Here is a 17,850-nt window from a genome sequence, read left to right as displayed (position 1 = left end):
AAATCTCAAGGAGTGAATCCCACGTGCACACCCACGACAACCACCGCGAGGAACTGCAGGTTGCGGTGGACACCGGCGGCACCTTCACCGACATCGGTGTCCGCCGGGCGGACGGCAGCCTGAGCGTCTGGAAGGTGCCCTCGACACCCGCCGCACCTGATGACGCCGTCATCACCGGTATCACCGGCGCCCTGGAACAGCAGGGTGGTACGGCCGCCGACATCACCCGTCTCGTGCACGGCACGACCGTGGCCACCAACACCGTCCTCACCCGCGACGGCGCACGCATCGGCCTGCTGACCACCCGCGGTTTCCGCGACGTGCTCGCCATCGGCCACCAGGCCCGCCCCTCGCTCTACGACAACCGCGTCCACCGCGTACCACCGCTGATCCCGGAGGAACGCATCGTGGAGATCGACGAGCGGATGGACGCCTTCGGCCAGGTGCTCACGCCGCTGCAGCCCGGGGACCTCGACGCCCTGGTTCCCGCCCTGCGAGAAATGCAGCTCGACGCCCTCGTCGTCTCCTTCCTCAACGCCTACCGCAACGACACCCACGAACAGCTCGCCGTGGCCCGTCTGCGCGAGCTCGGTGCTGCGCCGCTGATCACCGCCGCGACATCCATCACCTCGGAGATGCGCGAATACGACCGCACCTCCACCGCCGCGGTCAACGCCTACGTCCAACCGAAAATGGCCGGCTACATGGGCCGACTCGTCGAGAGTGTCACGGAGATCGGCGTACCCTCCCGGCTGTGGGTCATGCAGTCCAACGGCGGGCTGCTCAACCCCGCGACCGCCAGCACCCACAGCGCCCGCACCGTCCTCTCTGGCCTGGCCGGCGGGGTGGTCGGCGCCGCGAACTGGGCCCGCCACCTGGGCCTGGACAAAGTCGTCAGCTTCGACATCGGCGGCACCAGCACCGACATCGCGCTCATCCGCGCCGGGGAACCCGATGAGACCACCGCCGGGGAGATCGACTCCATGCCGCTGCGCCTGCCCAGCGTGGACGTCCACACCATCGGTGCCGGCGGCGGTTCCATCGCCTGGCGGGATTCCGGCGGTGGCCTGCGCGTCGGCCCGCACAGCGCCGGGGCGGAACCCGGACCCATCGCCTACGGCCGGGGTGGTGCGGACCTGACGGTCACCGATGCCCACCTCGTGCTCGGCCGTCTGGGTACCGGGCTGCTCGGCGGGCGCTTCACCCTCGACCGGAAAGCCGCATATTCCCGCATGACGGAATTCGGTGCTGAGCTGGGCCTGGGTCCGGAGGAATGCGCCGAGGGCATCCTGCGTGTCATCGCCGCGACCATGGCGCGTGGCATCCGCCGGGTGAGCGTGGAACGCGGCATCGACGTCCGCTCCTGCCACCTCATGGCCTTCGGCGGCGCCGGCCCCCTCCACGGGGCGGATCTGGTCCATGAGCTGGGCATGGAATCCGCCGTCATCCCGCCGCTACCGGGCATCGCCTCGGCCGTGGGCATGCTCGACGCCCCGGTCCGCCACGATTTCGCCGCGCCGGTCCAGGCGGATGCGGCCACCGGTTTCGCCGGCTTCGAAGAGGCCTTCCGGGATCTGCGGGAGCGCGCCGCCGAGGAGATGGGCACCACCGATTTCGGGGCCGCCCTGCTTGTCGACGCCCGCTACACCGGCCAGAGCTATGAGCTCACCGTGCCCTGGGCCACCGACTGGGCGGCCCAACGTGAGGTCCTCGACCAGGCGCACGAGGAGCGCTACGGCTTCCGCGACCCGGACGCGGAGATGGAGATCATCGTCCTCCGCCTCGTGGCGACCATCGGCCAGCCGGTGGTGCCGCAGGAACAGCTCGGTGCTGGTCAGAGCAGCGCAGTGCCGAAGATCCGGCGTCCCGTCTATATCGGGGGCGCGTGGGTGGACACACCCGTCTACGACCGCACTGCTCTTCCCGCCGGCCACGTACTGGCCGGCCCGGCGATCCTCGACCAGTTCGACACCACCACCTATATCCGCCCCGACCAGCAGTGCCGCTGCGACGAATACGGATTCCTGCACCTGACCCCGACCGGAGAAGCCTGATGACCACCGAGCTCAACGCCGTGGAGATCGAGATCGCGCGCAACCGCCTGGCGTCGATAGCCGAGGAGGTCGGCATGGCGCTGATCCGCACCTCGTACTCCCCCAATATCAAGGACCGCCGCGACTGCTCCGCCGGCATCTACGGCCCCGACGGCGAACTGATCTCCCAGGCCGAGCACATCCCGCTGCACCTGGGGCTGATGCCCACGCTCATCGCCAACGTCATCACCGAATACGGGGCGGAGAACCTCCGTCCGGGTGATGTCCTGATGACGAACAACCCCTACCTGGGTGGTTCGCACCTGCCGGACATGTGCGTGATCACCCCGGTCTTCGTCGGCGATGAGATCATCGCGCTGGTGGCGACCATGGCCCACCACGTCGACGTCGGCGGCATCACCCCCGGCTCCATGGCCACGCATGCCACGGAGATCTACCAGGAGGGCGTGCGCGTTCCCCCGGTCCGGCTCTTCGCGGAAGGTGAACTGCAGCGCGAGCTCCTCTCCCTGCTGCTGATGAACATCCGCACCGCCGACAAGACCCGCGGCGACCTCATGGCCCAGGTCGCCGCCAACCGCCTCGGTGAACGCCGCATCCTGGAACTTGTCGAGGAATGGGGCGTGGACGGTTTCGCCCGTTCCGCCCGCGCCCTGATCACCTACGCCGAACGCCGCACCCGCGCCGCCATCACCGAGCTTCCCGACGGCACCGGCACCTTCACCGACCACCTCGAGCACAACGGCGTCGACGAGGAACAGATCCCCGTCACCGCCACGGTCACCGTCGCCGGCGGGGAGATCACCATCGACCTCAGCGCCAGCTCCGGGCAGGTCCGCGGCGCCGTGAACTGCTCCTACGCCGTCACCCGGGCCTGCGCCGCCTACGTGGTGAAGATGCTCGCCGACCCGACCCTGCCCTCCAACGCGGGACTCATGGCCCCGATCCGCGTGATCACCCGGCCGGGCAGCCTGGTGCACGCCGAGTTCCCCGCGCCGGTCGCGCACGGCAACATCCAGACCGCCCAACGCATCGTCGACGCCATTCTCGGTGCCTTCGAGGTCTTCACCGAGGGGCTGGTCCCGGCGGCCTCCAGCGGCAGCATGAGCATGGTCACCGTCGGCGGCGTCGACCCGCGCACCGGCCGCTACTACTCCTATGTGGAAACCTACGGCGGCGGCCAGGGCGCCTACCCAGACAGCGCCGGGGCCTCCGCCACCCACACCCACATGACCAACACCCGCAACACCCCCTGCGAGGTCATCGAACGCGAATACCCTCTGCGTGTCGACGCCTATGAAATCGCCCGGGGCACCGGCGGTGACGGAAAAACCCGAGGCGGCGACGGCCTCTACCGGCGCCTGCAGCTCACCCACGGCAAGGCCATCGTCGTCCCCGGAACGTCGCGCGTGACCACGACCCCCTGGGGACTCGATGGTGGGGAGGACGGCACCCCGGCGCTGGTGGAGGTGCACAGGGCGGAGGGCTCATCGCCGCTACCGTCGCTGAGCCGGGTGGACCTCCAGGCGGGAGAGGCTGTGTCGATCCGGACTGCGGGTGGGGGCGGCTACGGGAAGGCGGAGTGATTGCGGAATTGTTTAAAACAACTCTCAAACAACTATTTGTGGGAAAGTGTGCCAGAAAGCATTAAAAGGCCAGCTCCGCATAGTTGTTTCGAGTTGTTTTGAGCTCCCCTTCAGCGCCCGGCCATCCACCGGGTGGAGGGACCACGCTGTGGACCTTCCGGGTCGATCTTCGCTCGCCCGAGCGTACGCAGATGCCGGAGAATTGCGGTGATCTCCGCCCGGTCGACACCGAGTTCCTCCGCCGCATCCCTCGCGAGAACGCCGGCTCCTGAGTTCAGCTTCGCCTCCAACCATTCCTGGATACTCACAGCGGCGACTGTGCCCTCATCGTCCTGGCCCAGGAGTCTGCGGGACTGGTCGGTGAGGACCCATTCCTGCGCAGAATCACTCACCGGCTGGACCAGGCCCATATCCCCCAACCAGTCCATGCCCTCACGAACAGAAAGTTCTCCCTGCTGAGTCTGCGATGCCACCTCCCGCAACGTGATGAGGGGATGATCAAAGAGGTGCCGGAGCACGATCAAGGTAAAAACCGACTGCACAACTTCTGCACCGTGCATATCCGTCAACCGATGAACACCGAGGACAAAGTCCTTGTCCGGCCGCCCCGCGGACAGGGTCACCTGCACCGACGACTGTGTGATCTCCACTTCGGGAGCCCGTCGGCCAGTCGCCAGCATCGACACCCACATCCGGTCAAAACCTCGGGAGGATTCTTCCGCCAGACCCATCATCCGCATCGCCGCCATAAGTTTGTGATTCCGGGGATGCGAGACCGTGGTCAAGAGATTCTCCTCGGTCACCCCATAAGGCAGAGGGCCGGGAGACCACACCATGAGAATCCTGGGAGACTGATCCACTACCACCGGAGCTGTCATATTCCAGTCACGGTGGATAAGAGCATTCGCCACCGCTTCATCAACGGCTCTTGACGGAAAAGCAGGCAGCGGCACCTCCTGCCCGCCGCCCAGATCCACACGATCGATTTCCTGCGATGCGCTGTCTGAGATTCTGTCGAGGATCTCCCGGAACGCAAGAATCAGCGGAGAAGAGATTTCCTGGACGCGGGGGTCCCCGGCGGGCACCGTGCGCAAAAGGTGTCGGACGCTTAAACGTCCAGGCGGCATTGGCATCAACAGGATTTCTGCCGCTACGGTCAGCTCCTTATTTTTGGTGAGCAGACCCAGCTCCTCCAACAAACCGTTCGTGGTCTGCGGGACCGGATCCGTCTGACCGGTCACGGATCGACGCACTGCCAGCCGGGATCGGGCCTCGGCAACAGCAAGAGGATCCAGATCATCGATTTCCGACTCCGCCACCGCAGCCGTGAAATCAGGATTCGCCCGGGTGGCTATCAGGGCCCGACGTTCTGCATCGGTGAGCGGTACGCAGGAAGTACCCACACGACGGGTCGCCTGCCCCCTGGTCCGTTCGTAGACGGTAAGCGCCGTGGGAATTCTGATCCAGACCAACCTGGCCCCTTCATAAGAGACGATTTCCGCCTCCACCCTGAGATTCGGCTTCGTCCCGTTGAAGACCTTCTCCACCAGCCAGGCTGGCTCACGGTCGGTACCGGTGAAGGCTGCTGGACCAGGGATTTTATCTGCGACACCGAGAAGAATATGCGCATCACCTCCCTCCCCGTTGGCCAGGCAGACGCACTCATCCAGAAGGAACTCCACCAACCCGGCGTCCTGATTCCGCCCAGTGGCTTTAGCCGAACGTGCAGGGTCTTCCTTGAAATCCAGGGTCTCTGACTCCTGGGCATCAGCGATGGAGCCCTCCCGGATGGCAGTGAGGGCGGAAACGATTTCCTGCGGAAGAACATGACCGTTGGGGCACATGGGGGTGGACATGCCCCCACTGTACCCCGGAGTAATTACGAAGTTGTTTGAAACAACTCTCAAACAACTATTCCTAGAAAAGTACACCAGAAAGCATTAAAATGCCAGCTCAGGGTAGTTTTTCATAGTTGTTTCGAGTTGTTTCATCATGAACCCGGAAGTAATTACCCCACCAGGTTGAGGCCGGTGACCGGGAAACCGAGATCCACCACGAGCCGCTTGCCCTGCTTCGAATGGGCAGGGTCCGGGACCGCCCAGATCTTGCCGGAGAGATCCGCGACGTAGGCGACGCGGGCCTTCTTATCGACGCTCAGCCCGATCGCCTCCTCAAAACCGTCCGCCAGGATCTCCGGGGTCTCACCCCGCTCCCCTACCGGCGGGATCACCGCTCGGTTGAGGGAGTTGCCGCCGGGATGCGAGCCGGAGCCGCGGTCGGTCCAGAGCAGGTGGGCGTCGATAAGCTCGAGGTCGATGGGGGCGGGCAGGTTGTCCCAGAGCAACTCGATGTCACTGCGGCTGTCTGCGGTCTCACCTTCGGGGATCTCCAGGCCGGCGCGGAAGATCCTCCCGTCGCCACCCGCGAAGGAGCCTTTCTGGCTCCAGTACATGTGGCCGTTGGCCTCGTCGAGCGCCAGACCGACGATCCAGTCGCTTTCCGCTCCGGAGCCGTCGCGCCGGATGAGATCCCGCAGACCGGAACCATCTTTCCGGGCGGTGGCCAGCGAGAAACCCTCGCGGTTTCCCCAGTAGAGGTTGCCCGCACTGTCCAGCGCCAGCTGCTTGCCGGTGGTCGTCCCACCTGGGGCTACGATATCGCGCCGGTTGAGTCCGTTGATGTCGATGGCATGGACCCCGCCGTCCACGTTGGCGTAGACCGCCTCCCCGCTGGGGCTCAGCGAGGTGCGCTCCCCCATAGTGGTCCAGAAAATGGTGCGGCCGTCGCAGACCACCCCGTCCGGGTGTCGACCCGTCTCCGTGATGATGACCTGCCGGTTCCCGGTGGGGACATCAATCAACTCAATGCGGTCCAGATCCCGGGCGAGGGCGAGAAGGTAGGTCATGGCGGGGCTCCCTGTCGGATGACGGTGTGGTGGCCCCGAGGGTACCGGTGGGTGCGGGCGCCGGTCAGTGGTTGACCACCACCAGCCGCGACACCGACCCTTCCTTCAGTCGGCGGTAGCCATCGTTGATGTCCTCGAGCGCGATGGTCTCGGAGATCAGTTCGTCCAGCCGCAACAGACCCCGGGCCTCCAGAGAAGCGAAGAACGGGATGTCCACCCGGAGGTTGGCGCTGCCCATGTAGACACTCTCCAGCCGATTGCGGTTGCGCATGAACTTCATCGCGTTGATGGTGATGGTCACGTCAGCTCCGCCGATACCCACCAGGTAGAGGGCACCACCGTAGGAGAGCATGTCCAGGCCCTGCTGAGCCACCCGCTCGGAACCCACGAAATCAAAGACGTGATCGATGCCTTCGGGGATGATCTTCCGGATCTCCCGCACCGGGTCAGTGGTCAGTGAGTTGATGGTGTCGGTGGCACCGAAATCCCGTGCCTTCTCCAGCTTGTCATCCGAGATGTCAATGGCCACGATTCGGGAGGCACCAGCGATGACCGCCGCACTGATGGCGTTGAGGCCCACCCCACCGGCGCCGATGACGGCGATGGTCTCGCCGCGTCTCACCTTGGCGGTGTTGAGGACGGCGCCCGCACCGGTGATCACTCCGCATCCGAGAAGTGCAGCATTCTCAAAGGGAATTCCCTCGGGAATCTTCGCCAGCTGATTCTCGTGAACCAGGGCCTGCTCCGCGAAGCCGCCGAGGCCGAAGGCCTGGGTGAGTCCCTGCCCGCCTACCGAGAGACGCGGCGACTCGTCCCCTTCGCGCAGAGTGAAATCCACGTTACGGCAGTAATAGGACTGGCCCGACAAGCAACGCTCGCACTCTCCGCAGTAACGGACCAGGGCCGCCACGACGGGATCACCCACGCGGAGGCTGGTCACCTCCTCCCCGACTTCCCTGACCACGCCGGAGATCTCGTGACCGAAGACGGCCGGGAAAGGAAACCCCAGTTCTGCGTTGGCCAGGGTGTGATCCGAGTGGCAGAGGCCCACGGCCTTGATATCAATGAGCACCTCCTTGGCCTGGGGTGCGGCGATCTGGATATCCACGATCTCGAAACCGGCACCGGCGGAGGGAACGACTGCTGCTTTCATCGACTTCTGCTTTCTGTTTGATTCTTCACCGTCAGGCATTGGGCTGGAGCAGGTACACGGACTTGAGCACCTGGTAGTGCGCCAGGCCCTCAGGCCCCAGTTCGCGTCCCAGCCCACTCGCCTTCACGCCACCGAACGGGGAGGAGGGGTCTGTCGCGTATCCGTTGATCCCGATGGTCCCGGTCTCCACCTGCTTTGCGACGCCCACCGCACGCGCAAAGTCCGCGCTCCAGACGCTGCCCGCGAGACCGAACTCCGAATCGTTCGCGATGTCGATGGCATCCTGTTCATCGGTGTACCTGATGATGGAGAGGACCGGACCGAAGAACTCCTTCTGCGCTGCTGTGTCCTTGCGGTCAACATCCGCGAACACCGTCGGCTCCAGGAACCATCCCTTGTCCTGCCCGGCAGGGCGGCCGCCACCGGTGGTGATGCGTGCGCCCTCTTCCGCGGACTGCCGAATCAGGTCCTCCACGCGCTCACGGTGGCGTTCACTGACCAGGGGGCCGATCTCGGTGGCGGGGTCGAAAGGATCACCGACCCTCAGGTTGCTGATCTTCTCGGTGATCAGCTTGACCATCTCGTCATAACGTGAGTCCGGGACCAGGATCCTGGTGGACAACCAGCACACCTGGCCATTGTTGGTCATCGACGCCTGATAGAGCTGATCGATGTTGCCCGCCAGGTCGAAGTCATCGAGCAGAATTGCCGCGGATTTACCGCCCAGTTCAAGGGTGACAGGCCGCAGCATGCGTCCACAGGTCTCGCCGATGAGGCGCCCCACCTCGGGGGAACCCGTGAAAGAGATCTTGTCGACGCCGGGGTGGCTGACCAGGTGGGAACTGACCGGTCCGCCGGCGGGGACGATGTTGAGGACGCCACCTGGTAGTCCAGCAGCCACGGCGGCCTCGGCAACCAGGAAGGCATCGAGGACAGTCTCAGGGGAGGGCTTCAGTACAACGGTACAGCCCGCGGCAAGGGCCGGCGCCAGCTTGAGGAAGGTGATGCTCTGGGGCACATTCCACGGCACGATCGCCCCCACCACTCCGATGGGGGAACGGGTGACCAGGACCTGCTTCCCCTTCACACCGGGCCGGATCTCCTCCTCCTGTTCCGTGACCATGTCCGCATAGAACCGCAGGAGCTGGGCGGGGTTGGTGGTCTCCCACTTCTGGGAGAGAGAGACAGGCATGCCGTTCTGGACGGTGACCCGATTCGCGATCTCCTCACCGCGGGCCTCAATTTCGTCCGCGAAACGGCGCAGGATTTCGGCACGCTCTTCGGGTGACCGGGTGGACCACCCCTCCGGATCATCGAAAGCCAGTCGGGCCGCTTCCACGGCACGGTCGATATCCTTGTTCTTCCCCTCCGGCACACTACCTATGTAGTCTTCGGTGGCCGTGGAGTGGACCTCAATGCGGTCCCTTGACGAGGGAGCCCGCCATTCTCCCCCAATGAACAAATGGTCGTATTCGATGGTCATCGTGAATTTCTCCTTGAAAATACATCTCTTAGTGTTGAACTGTGCAACATAAATTTTGGAGCGCAATAGGTGGGGTCGGCAGCGCCGACCCCACCTGCGCCCCTGATTGACCGGGGCTCCTCGCCAGACTGCCTAGGAGGCGACGAACCAGATGCTGACCGGATCCAGGGCGTCACCGGCGTAGTAATTGCCCATGAACAGGTATTGCCCCTCCTCGGCTAGTTCGGCCCGGAAAGTCAGATTCGGTTGACGGACCTCACCCGGGTTCTCGCGGGTCAGATTGGCGATGACCATGCGCACCGGCTGGCCATCCACCTCATCCACCTCGGCAGAGAGATCTGCTGTGCCATCAGGCCGGAAACTCACGTGCGGGCTCGTAATTCTGACGGACAGAGCGCCATGATGGCCGGTGAGGTGCACCGATCCCTTGAAGGCGAGAGTGTCCGCATCGTTGCCGGGCCGGTCATCTGCCGTGAATTCAATCTGCCCGTCACTGCACCTGCGGGCGCCTGCGGTGAAATTGTAGGAGTGATCCGGCAGACGTTCGAAATAGCTCCGGAAGGATTCCTTGATTCCCCATTCCAGGGATGCATAGTTGATTTCGGTCTCCTTGAGTTGCGTCTCGGGTGTCATGGGTTACTCCTCTCAGTTACTCACCGACAGCTGCCCGGGCAGCCAGGTGACCAGGTCAGGAACGAAGATGATCAGGACAGCAATCCCAAGTGCCACCCCGACGAAAGGCATAACGCCGAGGAAAGTGGTGGTCAACGAGATCGGCTGACCGTGGTTGACCTCCCGGTCCTGCGCGATTCTGTGGATGACAAAGCTCAGCACACCCAGGGGCGGGGTCACCATCCCGATCTCCACCATGATCACCAGGAAGATGCCGAACCAGATCATGTCGACCCCGAGGGCCATGAGGGGTGCCGCCAGGATCGGGACAGTGAGCAGAATGATGGCCATGGTGTCCATGAACATGCCCAGAAGCAGGTACAGGAGCACCAGGATCAGCAGGAAACCCGTGGCATTGAGGCCAATGTCTAGGATCATGTCGGTCAGGCTATTCGCGAGGCGACTCAACGTGACCACACGGGTCAGGATATGCACTCCGATGAGCAGCAGGAAGATGCCCGCAGAGGCGACAGTGGCGACCACCAGGACGCCCTTCACGTACGCAAAAAAGTCCTTGAGTCCATTGGAACCGTCATTACGGGTGAACCATCCCAGCACCAGAGCCACCACGGATCCGATGGCGGCCGATTCAGTGGGGGTAAACAGACCGGAAGCAATGCCGCCGATGACGACGAAAGCCACGACCGCCAACGGAATGACCTTCACCAGGCCCTTCATCTTCTGACGGAGAGTGAAGTACTGCCGGGTACGCGGTGCCGTTGCCGGGCGGGTGATGCCAACGGCCAGAATATAGAGACAGAATGCCAGAGCCAGGATGAGACCCGGAATGATACCTGCCATCAGCTGGCTGCCCACGGAAGTCTGTGCAGCACCGGCGTAGACCACGAGAAGGACGCTCGGCGGGATCAGCTGACCGAGCGTACCGGCCATTGCTGTGGAGCCGATCGCGAACCCCGGCTTGTAGCCCGCGCGAAGCATCTCCGGAATGGCGACTCGGCCGAGCGCGTGGGTGAGTGCGATCGTGGAACCCGAGGAGGCAGCCAGACCCGCACCGGAGATGGTGGTGGTCAGCGCAAGACCACCGGGAACATTACCCAGCCACATCTTCGCTGCCTCGAATGCGCGACTGGTCAGGCCTGATTTCCACAGCGCGGTACCCATGAGAATGAACGTCGGGATGACCGAGAGCTGCCAGGTGGCGGCAGGGTCGAAGGTTCCCTGTTCCAGGGTCGTCGTCAGAGCAGGTGCACCGCCCAGGGAATAAAGTCCAAGCCCTCCAGCCCCCACCATGGCCAGACCGATATGGATGCCACCGAGCATGAGGATCAGCATGAGCACAACGGTGAGGGCTCCCACAACCACGCGATCGGGGTCACCGAGCAGCAGGTATGCGGCGATGAGCAGGCCACCCCCGAACAGGGCGATCACCCAGGCCCAGGATCCGATTTGAGAACTCTTTCCCGGCGCAGCGGGGGCAGCAGCAGGCGAGGTTGTTGCAACTTCGGTTTTTTCGGCAGTACTAAGCACCGGAACCACCTTCATTTCCGTGTTCGGCGAGGTTGCCGCCATCAGTGCGCGGATGCGTTTGCGCATCTGCGGCCGGGAGAAAGACAGCAATGAGATTTGCGATGGTCTGGACCGAGAGCCAGAGCCAACCCGCGAATACGGCTACCTTGATCGGCCACACCGTCAGAAGTGCGGTGCCCATGGGGACAGTCTCGCGGATGGTGAATGAGTCGACAGCCAGCTGAAAGGAGGCCCAGGTGAGGACCAGGGCCACAGCAACAGATGTCAGCTGTCCCATGACACGCAGTGCTTTCTGTGGTCCGCCCTTGAGGGAGTCCTCAATGATGGTCACGCGGATATGTTCATTCTTGTGTTCCGTGTAAGCCAGGGCGAACAGAACGGTCGCAGGCATGAGCCATTCAGAGACATACTCGGCCACGCCCGTCATCGCGGAGCCGAAGAGGTTGCGCATGAGCACGTCATAGGAGACGAGCAGAACCATGATCGCCAGTGCGACGCCCGAAATGGCGAGCAGTGCGGAGCTCCCCCCACCGGCTAGTTTGGGGATGATACTCAGAGGTGAGCGACTTTGTGGTCGGACTTGCAGCATGGATGTTTCCTTCCCGGTCGGGAATTAGGTGGCTGTTGACCCTTAGTCCTGGGTGCGGCCGGCGAAGACCTCATCCAGACGCGCCTGCCAGGCCGGGAAGTCCTCGATGGACTCTGAGGCCACCTCGCCGGGCTCGGCGAGGTCCACATCCTCCGTCACGGTCTCGCCCCAGGACTCAATGGCAGCAGTGAGCACCTCACCGGTATCCGCAGGATCGGAGACACCGGCAGGCGCACGGTCCAGCCAGGTTTCGCGCTGCGATTCCTGGAACTCCGCGAGGACTGCATTCATCTCGGTGACATCGTGGGTGGTGATGCCGAGTTCTTCACGGCGGTCAAAGAAGGCCATCTGGGAGTTGATGTCGGCCTGGGTGCGACCGGTCGCATACTTCTGCATGCTGTCCTGGAGGAAAGTCTGGGTCTCCGGGGAGAGGGACTCCCACCTGTCCAGATTCATCAGCAGGACGAGTCCCATGTTCGCGGAGAAACCGGCGGGGTAATAGTGCTTGGCAACCTCGTTCAGGCCGTAATCCTCGTACATGAAGGGCGCGCCGATCTGGCAGTCAATGAGTCCGCGCTGCAGAGCCTCATAGGTCTCCCCCTGCGCGACATTGACCACCGTCATCCCGAGTGCCTCAGCCTCTGCAGCCCAGACGGGCCCCGGCGCCCGGACGCGGAGACCGCTGAGATCGGTCTGGTCAGTGAGTTCCTTGCTGCAGAGCAGGTCATACTTGCCGGCCACGCTGGTGGAGGCCAGGAACTTCACGCCCTGGACCTCAAATTCCGCGGCCATGTCCTCGGTGTTGAACATCTCATTCATCACGCCCACAGTCTGCAGCTGGTTGTGGGGGTAGGAATCCACCGGCAGGGAACCCTGCTCGTTGAGCCAGTTGGCCACGGGCAGAGCCTGCGGCTGGTAGGTGACCACGGTGTAGGTGATGTCGGAGATGCCTGATCCCGTGCCTGAGAGCGCGTCATCGCTGGTGAGCAGGGAGCTCGACCAGTAGGGCTCAACCACGACATTGCCACCGGAATCCTCATCCAGAGCATCAATCCACTCCTGGACCGCTTCACCCGCAGGCGAAGTCGCTGAGGTGAGGTCACTGTACGAGAGGGTGAGCTCCTCGATGCCTTCAGCTCCACCGGGGGCTGCATCTCCGTTTGATGCAGAGGAGCCGCCCCCGCAGGCCGCGACAGCGAAAGTACCTGCGACAGCAAGGGTGGCGATCACGTAGCGGGCGGCCTTACGCGCGGGCCGGCGAATTTCTTTCACTCTCATAGGAGTCCTCATTTCGATCTCAGGGGCAGAAATTGTGGGGAGAAAGATTCCAAAATCTGACGAACTGTGTCACAGTGTAACTGTGTCATGTAAGATGTGACACTACACACACGCCGATGGCTGTTCAATAGAAATCCAAAAGTTTTCCACCGGGCGGATGCTGAGCCCCTCACTGCGGGCCTGCGAGCCGGAGAACAAATGACCGACTTCATCTGCGAATCCCCACCACCACCGAAAATCAACCCAGAATCTGAAGGAGAAGTTGTGACCGCAACTCAGACCCTTGTCCCCCAGGAGATTGCCGAGCAGATCGTTCTCCCCACCGGTCATCTCGATGAAGCCGCACTGTTCCAGGCATACGAGTGGCTCCGCGCCAACGCACCGCTGGCCCAAGTCGAGGTTGAGGGTTATGACCCGCTGTGGCTAGTGACCAAGCATGCCGACATTCTCGAAATCGAGCGTCAGCCCGAGCTCTTCCCCAACGGCGGTGGCCCGGACAAGCCCGGTACGCACAATCCGATCCTCAACACCCGGGCCGGTGACGAGTACATTCTGCAGACCCACGGCACTCTCCGTCCCCTGGAGTCCCTGCAGATGATGGATCCGCCGGAGCACACGATGGTGCGGGACATCGCACAGGGTTGGTTCCGTCCGGTGGAACTGAAGAAGTGGAACGACCGGATCCGCGAACTCGCGGACAAGGTTATCGACCGCCACCTTCAGCCAGGCACCAATGAAGTCGATTTCTCAAAGGATTTCGCCTGGTTCTACCCGCTGCACGTGGTGATGACCCTCTTCGGTGTGCCCGAGGAGGACGAGCCCCACATCATGAAACTCGCCCACGAGCGCTTCGGCGTCAACGATCCCGAGTCCCGCCGCGCAGGAATCGCGAACGACTCCCCCACCGCCGCCGCCGAGCAGAACCTGGCGAATATCCGGGACTTCTTCGCCTACTACACGAAGCTGGTGGAGAAGCTCCGCAATGAGCCGGAGGACAACCTGGCCAGCCTGATCGCCAATGCACGCATGAGCAACGGGGAGTTCTACCCCTTGAAGATGTGCATCGGCTACTACATCGCGATTTCAGGAGCAGGACATGACACAACCTCCACCACGTCCGCCGTCATCTTCGAGCAGCTGGCGAAGCATCCTGAGCAGCTCAAGGCCGTTCAGGAAGACCTCTCCCTCATCCCGAATCTAATCAACGAGGGTCTGCGCTGGGCCTCTCCGGTGAAGCACTTCGTGCATCAGGCAGCCGTGGACTACGAGCTGCGGGGTCAGAAGATAAAGGCCGGCGACCGCCTCATGCTTCTCTTCCAGTCCGCCAACCGCGATGAGGACATCTTCCCCGACCCCACGAACTTCCGACACGACCGCAAACCGAATCCCCACATCGCCTTCGGTTCTGGTCCGCATTCCTGCCTGGGCCAGCCGCTGGCACGTCTCGAGCTGCGCATCCTGCTCGAGCAGCTCCTGCCCCGGATCCGCAATATCGAACTGCTTGAGGGCCGTAAGGTGCTGCAGACCAACTTCGTGGGCGGTGTGAAGTCCCTACCGGTTCGTTTCGAACTACTCGACTGAGCTTCTCGACGCCCCTCCTACCCCCTGAACGCGCCCCGGCAGGTTCAGGGGGTAGAGTTTTCCCTCCGGCGGGGAGGAATCAGTATGCACAAGACCGTGGCGGTGAATGCCGTGAACGCACACAAGGCGAGGGCAATCCTGACGCCGGATACCGTAGGAACGGTAGCGCCACTGTGGCTGACTGACCAGTACGCCAAGACCGCGGCAATCACCGCTGACGCTGAGGCAGTACCGAAAAATCGCAGCTGTGCATTCAGCCCGTTCGCAGCGGCGGTGTTTTCACGGGCCACTGATTCCATGATGATCTGGGGCATTGCGGCAAACGACATTCCGAAACCGAAGCCCAGGGCGATATTGATGCCCAGGATCAGGGCGGTGCTCCACGGAAGCACCAGACCTATTCCCATACAGGTGCCGACCACGACGCTGCCGAAGATCATGAGCCGCTTCGGGCCGAATCGCGCATTGAGTACCACGATCAGCGGAGTGGCCACGGCCGTGGTGATTCCAGCTGTCATCATGACCGTGCCCGAGATGATCCGGTCCACCCCGAGGCCTGCAGGCGAATCGGCAGGCAATGCCATGAGCTGGGGAAAGATGATGTTGGCCCCCATCATGGAGAAATTCATCAACAGGGCACTGGTGTTCGTCAACAGGATCCGGGGCGCCAGGGAGGCCCGGACATCAATGATGGGATGACTCCGCCGTAGAAGATGGAGGATAGTGACCCCCAACAACACAGCCCCACTTCCCAGAGTGCCCAGCGTTGGTGCCGACAGCCATCCCCACGACAGGGACTGTGACAATCCGATGAGCAGAACAGTGACACTCAGAGCCACCCCCAGGGCCCCGCAGATATCCAGGTCTCCGTTCGATCGGGCCTGATGAGTGGGGACCGCCACCTGAATCCATGCCGCACCCAGGAGAGCAAGGAGGAAGCACACCCAGAAGATCCCCCGCCACCCGGTGTGGTCATTGACCAACGCCCCCACAGGCAGTCCGAGGGCGGCGCCGATGCCCAGGGTTCCGGAGGCCAAGGCGATGGCACCTCCCAGTTGCTCAGGCGGAACGATGTCCTTGAGGATGGACATCGCCAGTGGAATGACACCGATGGCCAGTCCCTGAAGAGCACGTCCGACGATGACTATCCACACGTTCGGGGCGAGGGCGGATATGACGGACCCACCGGCGAGGATCAGCAACAGGAGAATAATGACGTGTTTGCGGCCAAACATGTCCCCCAGTCGGGATGACACCGGAGAGAACGCGCAGGCCGTGAGAATGGTGGCGGTGACGATCCACCCGGTCGCTTCGCGCGAGGCGTTGAGCAGGACAGGGAAATCATCCTGGATCTGAAGGACGATGGTCTGCAGCAGACCAGCCACCAGGCTGCCGAAAACCAGGGCGCCCACGGCCAGCGGATCAGTGCTCCGACCAAACCTTATCTTCACTGGCACAACCACCTTCTCATTGTCAGCTTCCGCAGATAAACCTGTCCCTCACCGCTGAAAGCAAGCGGTGAGGGACAGGTTTCTGAAAACATCTGCTTTATCTGCCGGCACCCCAGCCGATGGACTTGGTCTGCAGGTACTCCTCGATACCCCATTCCCCATATTCCCGGCCGATGCCGGAGGCCTTGTATCCACCGAAGGGCAGGGAAATATCCGGGAAGGCGCCTCCCCCGCCGTTGAGGATCACGGCGCCGGTACGTAGACGGCGGGCAAGGTTGTAGGCACGGATGGGATCAGCGGAGTTCACCCCACCGGAGAGTCCATAGATGGAGTCGTTGGCGATCTCGACAGCCTCGCCATCCGTGTCAAAGGGGATGATGACGTTGACCGGACCGAAAAATTCCTCCTGGGCGATACGGGACCTGTTGTCCACGTTCGCGAACAGGGTGGGTTCGATATAGAAGCCCTTGTCCAGGTCTTCCGGTCGGCCGCCACCCGTGACCAGGGTGGCTCCAGCCTCCACGCCGCAGGCGATGAGTTCCTCAACCTTCTGGCGCTGCGCCTCGGAAATCAGCGGACCCATCTGAGTGTCCGACGCGGTCGGGTCACCCACCTTGACGGCAGCCAGGCCAGCGGCGACCTTGTCCACAAGCTCATCATGGCGCGATCGGTGCACCAGGGTACGCATGAGCAATGAACAGCCCTGACCAGCCTGGATGATGGTATGGGTGACTACCTGAGCGGCTACGGCGTCAAGGTCGGCGTCCTCAAGAACGATGTTCGCGCTCTTGCCGCCGAGCTCCAGAACCACTTTCTTGATGGAGGTCGCGGCCTGCTGATAGATCTGGGCACCCACGGCGTCAGAACCCGTGAAACTGACCATATCGACTCCGGGATGGGTGGTCAGGGCCTGAGTGGGTACCCGGCCGCCGGTGATCACGTTGATCACCCCCGCCGGAATGCCGGCCTGCTCACCAATTTCAGCCAGAATGAGCCCCTCAAGCGGAGTGGTTGACGCCGGCTTGAGCACCACGGAGCAGCCAGCTGCCAGGGCCGGGGCAAGCTTGGTCATATTCAGCCACAGCGGGAAATTATAGGCACTGACCAGGGCAGCAACACCGTAGCTCTCGCGGACGATCTGCCCCTGGCCAATGCCGCTGCCGAAGTGGACCGGCGAGGACTTCTCCCAGTCGAAGCGGTCCATTGCCTCAATCGTGGAGCGCAGGTGCGCGATAGCACCGCCCACCTGCCCAGCGTCCGCGAACCAGCCGACGGAACCACATTCGGCGATGTCGATTTTCACGAGTTCAGCCTTGCGTTCATCCATGATCTCCGCGAAACGGATCAGAACCTTCTGCCGTTCTCTGGGAGGGAGCATTGACCAGCGGCCATCATCGTGCGAGGTACGTGCAGCGCTGACCGCTGCCGCCACGTCCGATTCCGTCGCCTCCACCACGCGGGCGATGATTTCCTCGGTGGCCGGGTTGTCCACCTCAATCAACTCCCGGTCTGCGGTGGGGAGCCATTCACCGTTGATGTAGAGGCCGTAGTCCTTGATGCGATTGGGATCGAAAAACGGGGCCATGCTCAGGCCTTTCGTGTCTGGTTCAATT

At 62.9% G+C, this 17,850-nt stretch carries 13 protein-coding genes; 3 read left to right on the top strand and 10 right to left on the bottom strand.

The genetic code is table 11. The features are described from left to right. Positions 1 to 23 precede the first annotated feature (23 nt). Together NYP18_RS00590 and NYP18_RS00585 are read left to right on the top strand one after the other, a co-directional pair. Positions 24 to 2,054, top strand: coding sequence for a hydantoinase/oxoprolinase family protein (locus tag NYP18_RS00590; protein WP_259426194.1), 2,031 nt, complete (start codon positions 24 to 26; stop codon positions 2,052 to 2,054). Beyond that, positions 2,054 to 3,637 (top strand): hydantoinase B/oxoprolinase family protein, encoded by a 1,584-nt coding sequence (locus NYP18_RS00585; protein WP_259426193.1) that lies wholly within the window; start codon positions 2,054 to 2,056, stop codon positions 3,635 to 3,637. The genes NYP18_RS00590 and NYP18_RS00585 overlap by 1 nt, the downstream gene beginning before the upstream one ends. Positions 3,638 to 3,747: 110 nt before the next feature. Here the strand turns inward: NYP18_RS00585 and NYP18_RS00580 are convergent, their stop codons facing one another. From NYP18_RS00580 to NYP18_RS00545, 8 genes are all read right to left on the bottom strand, one after another. Next, positions 3,748 to 5,493, bottom strand: coding sequence for an RNA/DNA-binding domain-containing protein (locus tag NYP18_RS00580; RefSeq protein ID WP_259426191.1), 1,746 nt, complete (start codon positions 5,491 to 5,493; stop codon positions 3,748 to 3,750). 152 nt (positions 5,494 to 5,645) lie between these two features. Beyond that, a complete protein-coding gene (locus tag NYP18_RS00575) occupies positions 5,646 to 6,542 on the bottom strand; it encodes a hypothetical protein (protein WP_259426189.1) in 897 nt (298 codons plus the stop codon). A gap of 64 nt (positions 6,543 to 6,606) precedes the next feature. Beyond that, positions 6,607 to 7,695 carry a zinc-binding dehydrogenase gene (locus NYP18_RS00570; protein WP_259426187.1) on the bottom strand — a complete coding sequence of 363 codons (1,089 nt, stop codon included), beginning with the start codon at positions 7,693 to 7,695 and terminating at the stop codon, positions 6,607 to 6,609. Positions 7,696 to 7,726: 31 nt separating this feature from the next. Next, positions 7,727 to 9,178: an aldehyde dehydrogenase gene (locus tag NYP18_RS00565; RefSeq protein WP_259426186.1), complete on the bottom strand. Its 1,452-nt coding sequence runs from the start codon at positions 9,176 to 9,178 to the stop codon at positions 7,727 to 7,729. Positions 9,179 to 9,310: 132 nt separating this feature from the next. Further along, positions 9,311 to 9,811: an HtaA domain-containing protein gene (locus NYP18_RS00560; protein ID WP_259426184.1), complete on the bottom strand. Its 501-nt coding sequence runs from the start codon at positions 9,809 to 9,811 to the stop codon at positions 9,311 to 9,313. A gap of 12 nt (positions 9,812 to 9,823) precedes the next feature. Beyond that, positions 9,824 to 11,404, bottom strand: a complete 1,581-nt coding sequence (locus NYP18_RS00555; RefSeq protein ID WP_259426183.1) for a TRAP transporter large permease — start codon at positions 11,402 to 11,404, stop codon at positions 9,824 to 9,826. Next, the gene (locus NYP18_RS00550) at positions 11,331 to 11,819 is read right to left on the bottom strand and encodes a TRAP transporter small permease subunit (protein ID WP_259426182.1); all 489 of its coding nucleotides are present in this window, start codon (positions 11,817 to 11,819) and stop codon (positions 11,331 to 11,333) included. The genes NYP18_RS00555 and NYP18_RS00550 overlap by 74 nt, the downstream gene beginning before the upstream one ends. Positions 11,820 to 11,969: 150 nt before the next feature. Beyond that, positions 11,970 to 13,199, bottom strand: coding sequence for a C4-dicarboxylate TRAP transporter substrate-binding protein (locus NYP18_RS00545; protein WP_259426180.1), 1,230 nt, complete (start codon positions 13,197 to 13,199; stop codon positions 11,970 to 11,972). 270 nt (positions 13,200 to 13,469) lie between these two features. On the opposite strand from NYP18_RS00545, the gene NYP18_RS00540 reads away from it, so the two are divergent. Then, the gene (locus tag NYP18_RS00540) at positions 13,470 to 14,786 is read left to right on the top strand and encodes a cytochrome P450 (RefSeq protein WP_259426179.1); all 1,317 of its coding nucleotides are present in this window, start codon (positions 13,470 to 13,472) and stop codon (positions 14,784 to 14,786) included. 44 nt (positions 14,787 to 14,830) lie between these two features. Here NYP18_RS00540 and NYP18_RS00535 read toward each other — a convergent pair whose 3' ends face one another. Together NYP18_RS00535 and NYP18_RS00530 are read right to left on the bottom strand one after the other, a co-directional pair. Then, positions 14,831 to 16,249: an MFS transporter gene (locus tag NYP18_RS00535; RefSeq protein ID WP_259426174.1), complete on the bottom strand. Its 1,419-nt coding sequence runs from the start codon at positions 16,247 to 16,249 to the stop codon at positions 14,831 to 14,833. Positions 16,250 to 16,334: 85 nt separating this feature from the next. After that, positions 16,335 to 17,822 carry an aldehyde dehydrogenase family protein gene (locus NYP18_RS00530; protein ID WP_259426173.1) on the bottom strand — a complete coding sequence of 496 codons (1,488 nt, stop codon included), beginning with the start codon at positions 17,820 to 17,822 and terminating at the stop codon, positions 16,335 to 16,337. Between the last annotated feature and the right edge of the window lie 28 nt (positions 17,823 to 17,850).

Source organism: Corynebacterium lemuris, from assembly GCF_024919295.1.
Taxonomy (GTDB): Bacteria; Actinomycetota; Actinomycetes; order Mycobacteriales; family Mycobacteriaceae; genus Corynebacterium; species Corynebacterium lemuris.
Note: the sequence above shows the minus strand (reverse complement) of the source record. Positions and strands in the feature narration are given on the sequence as shown.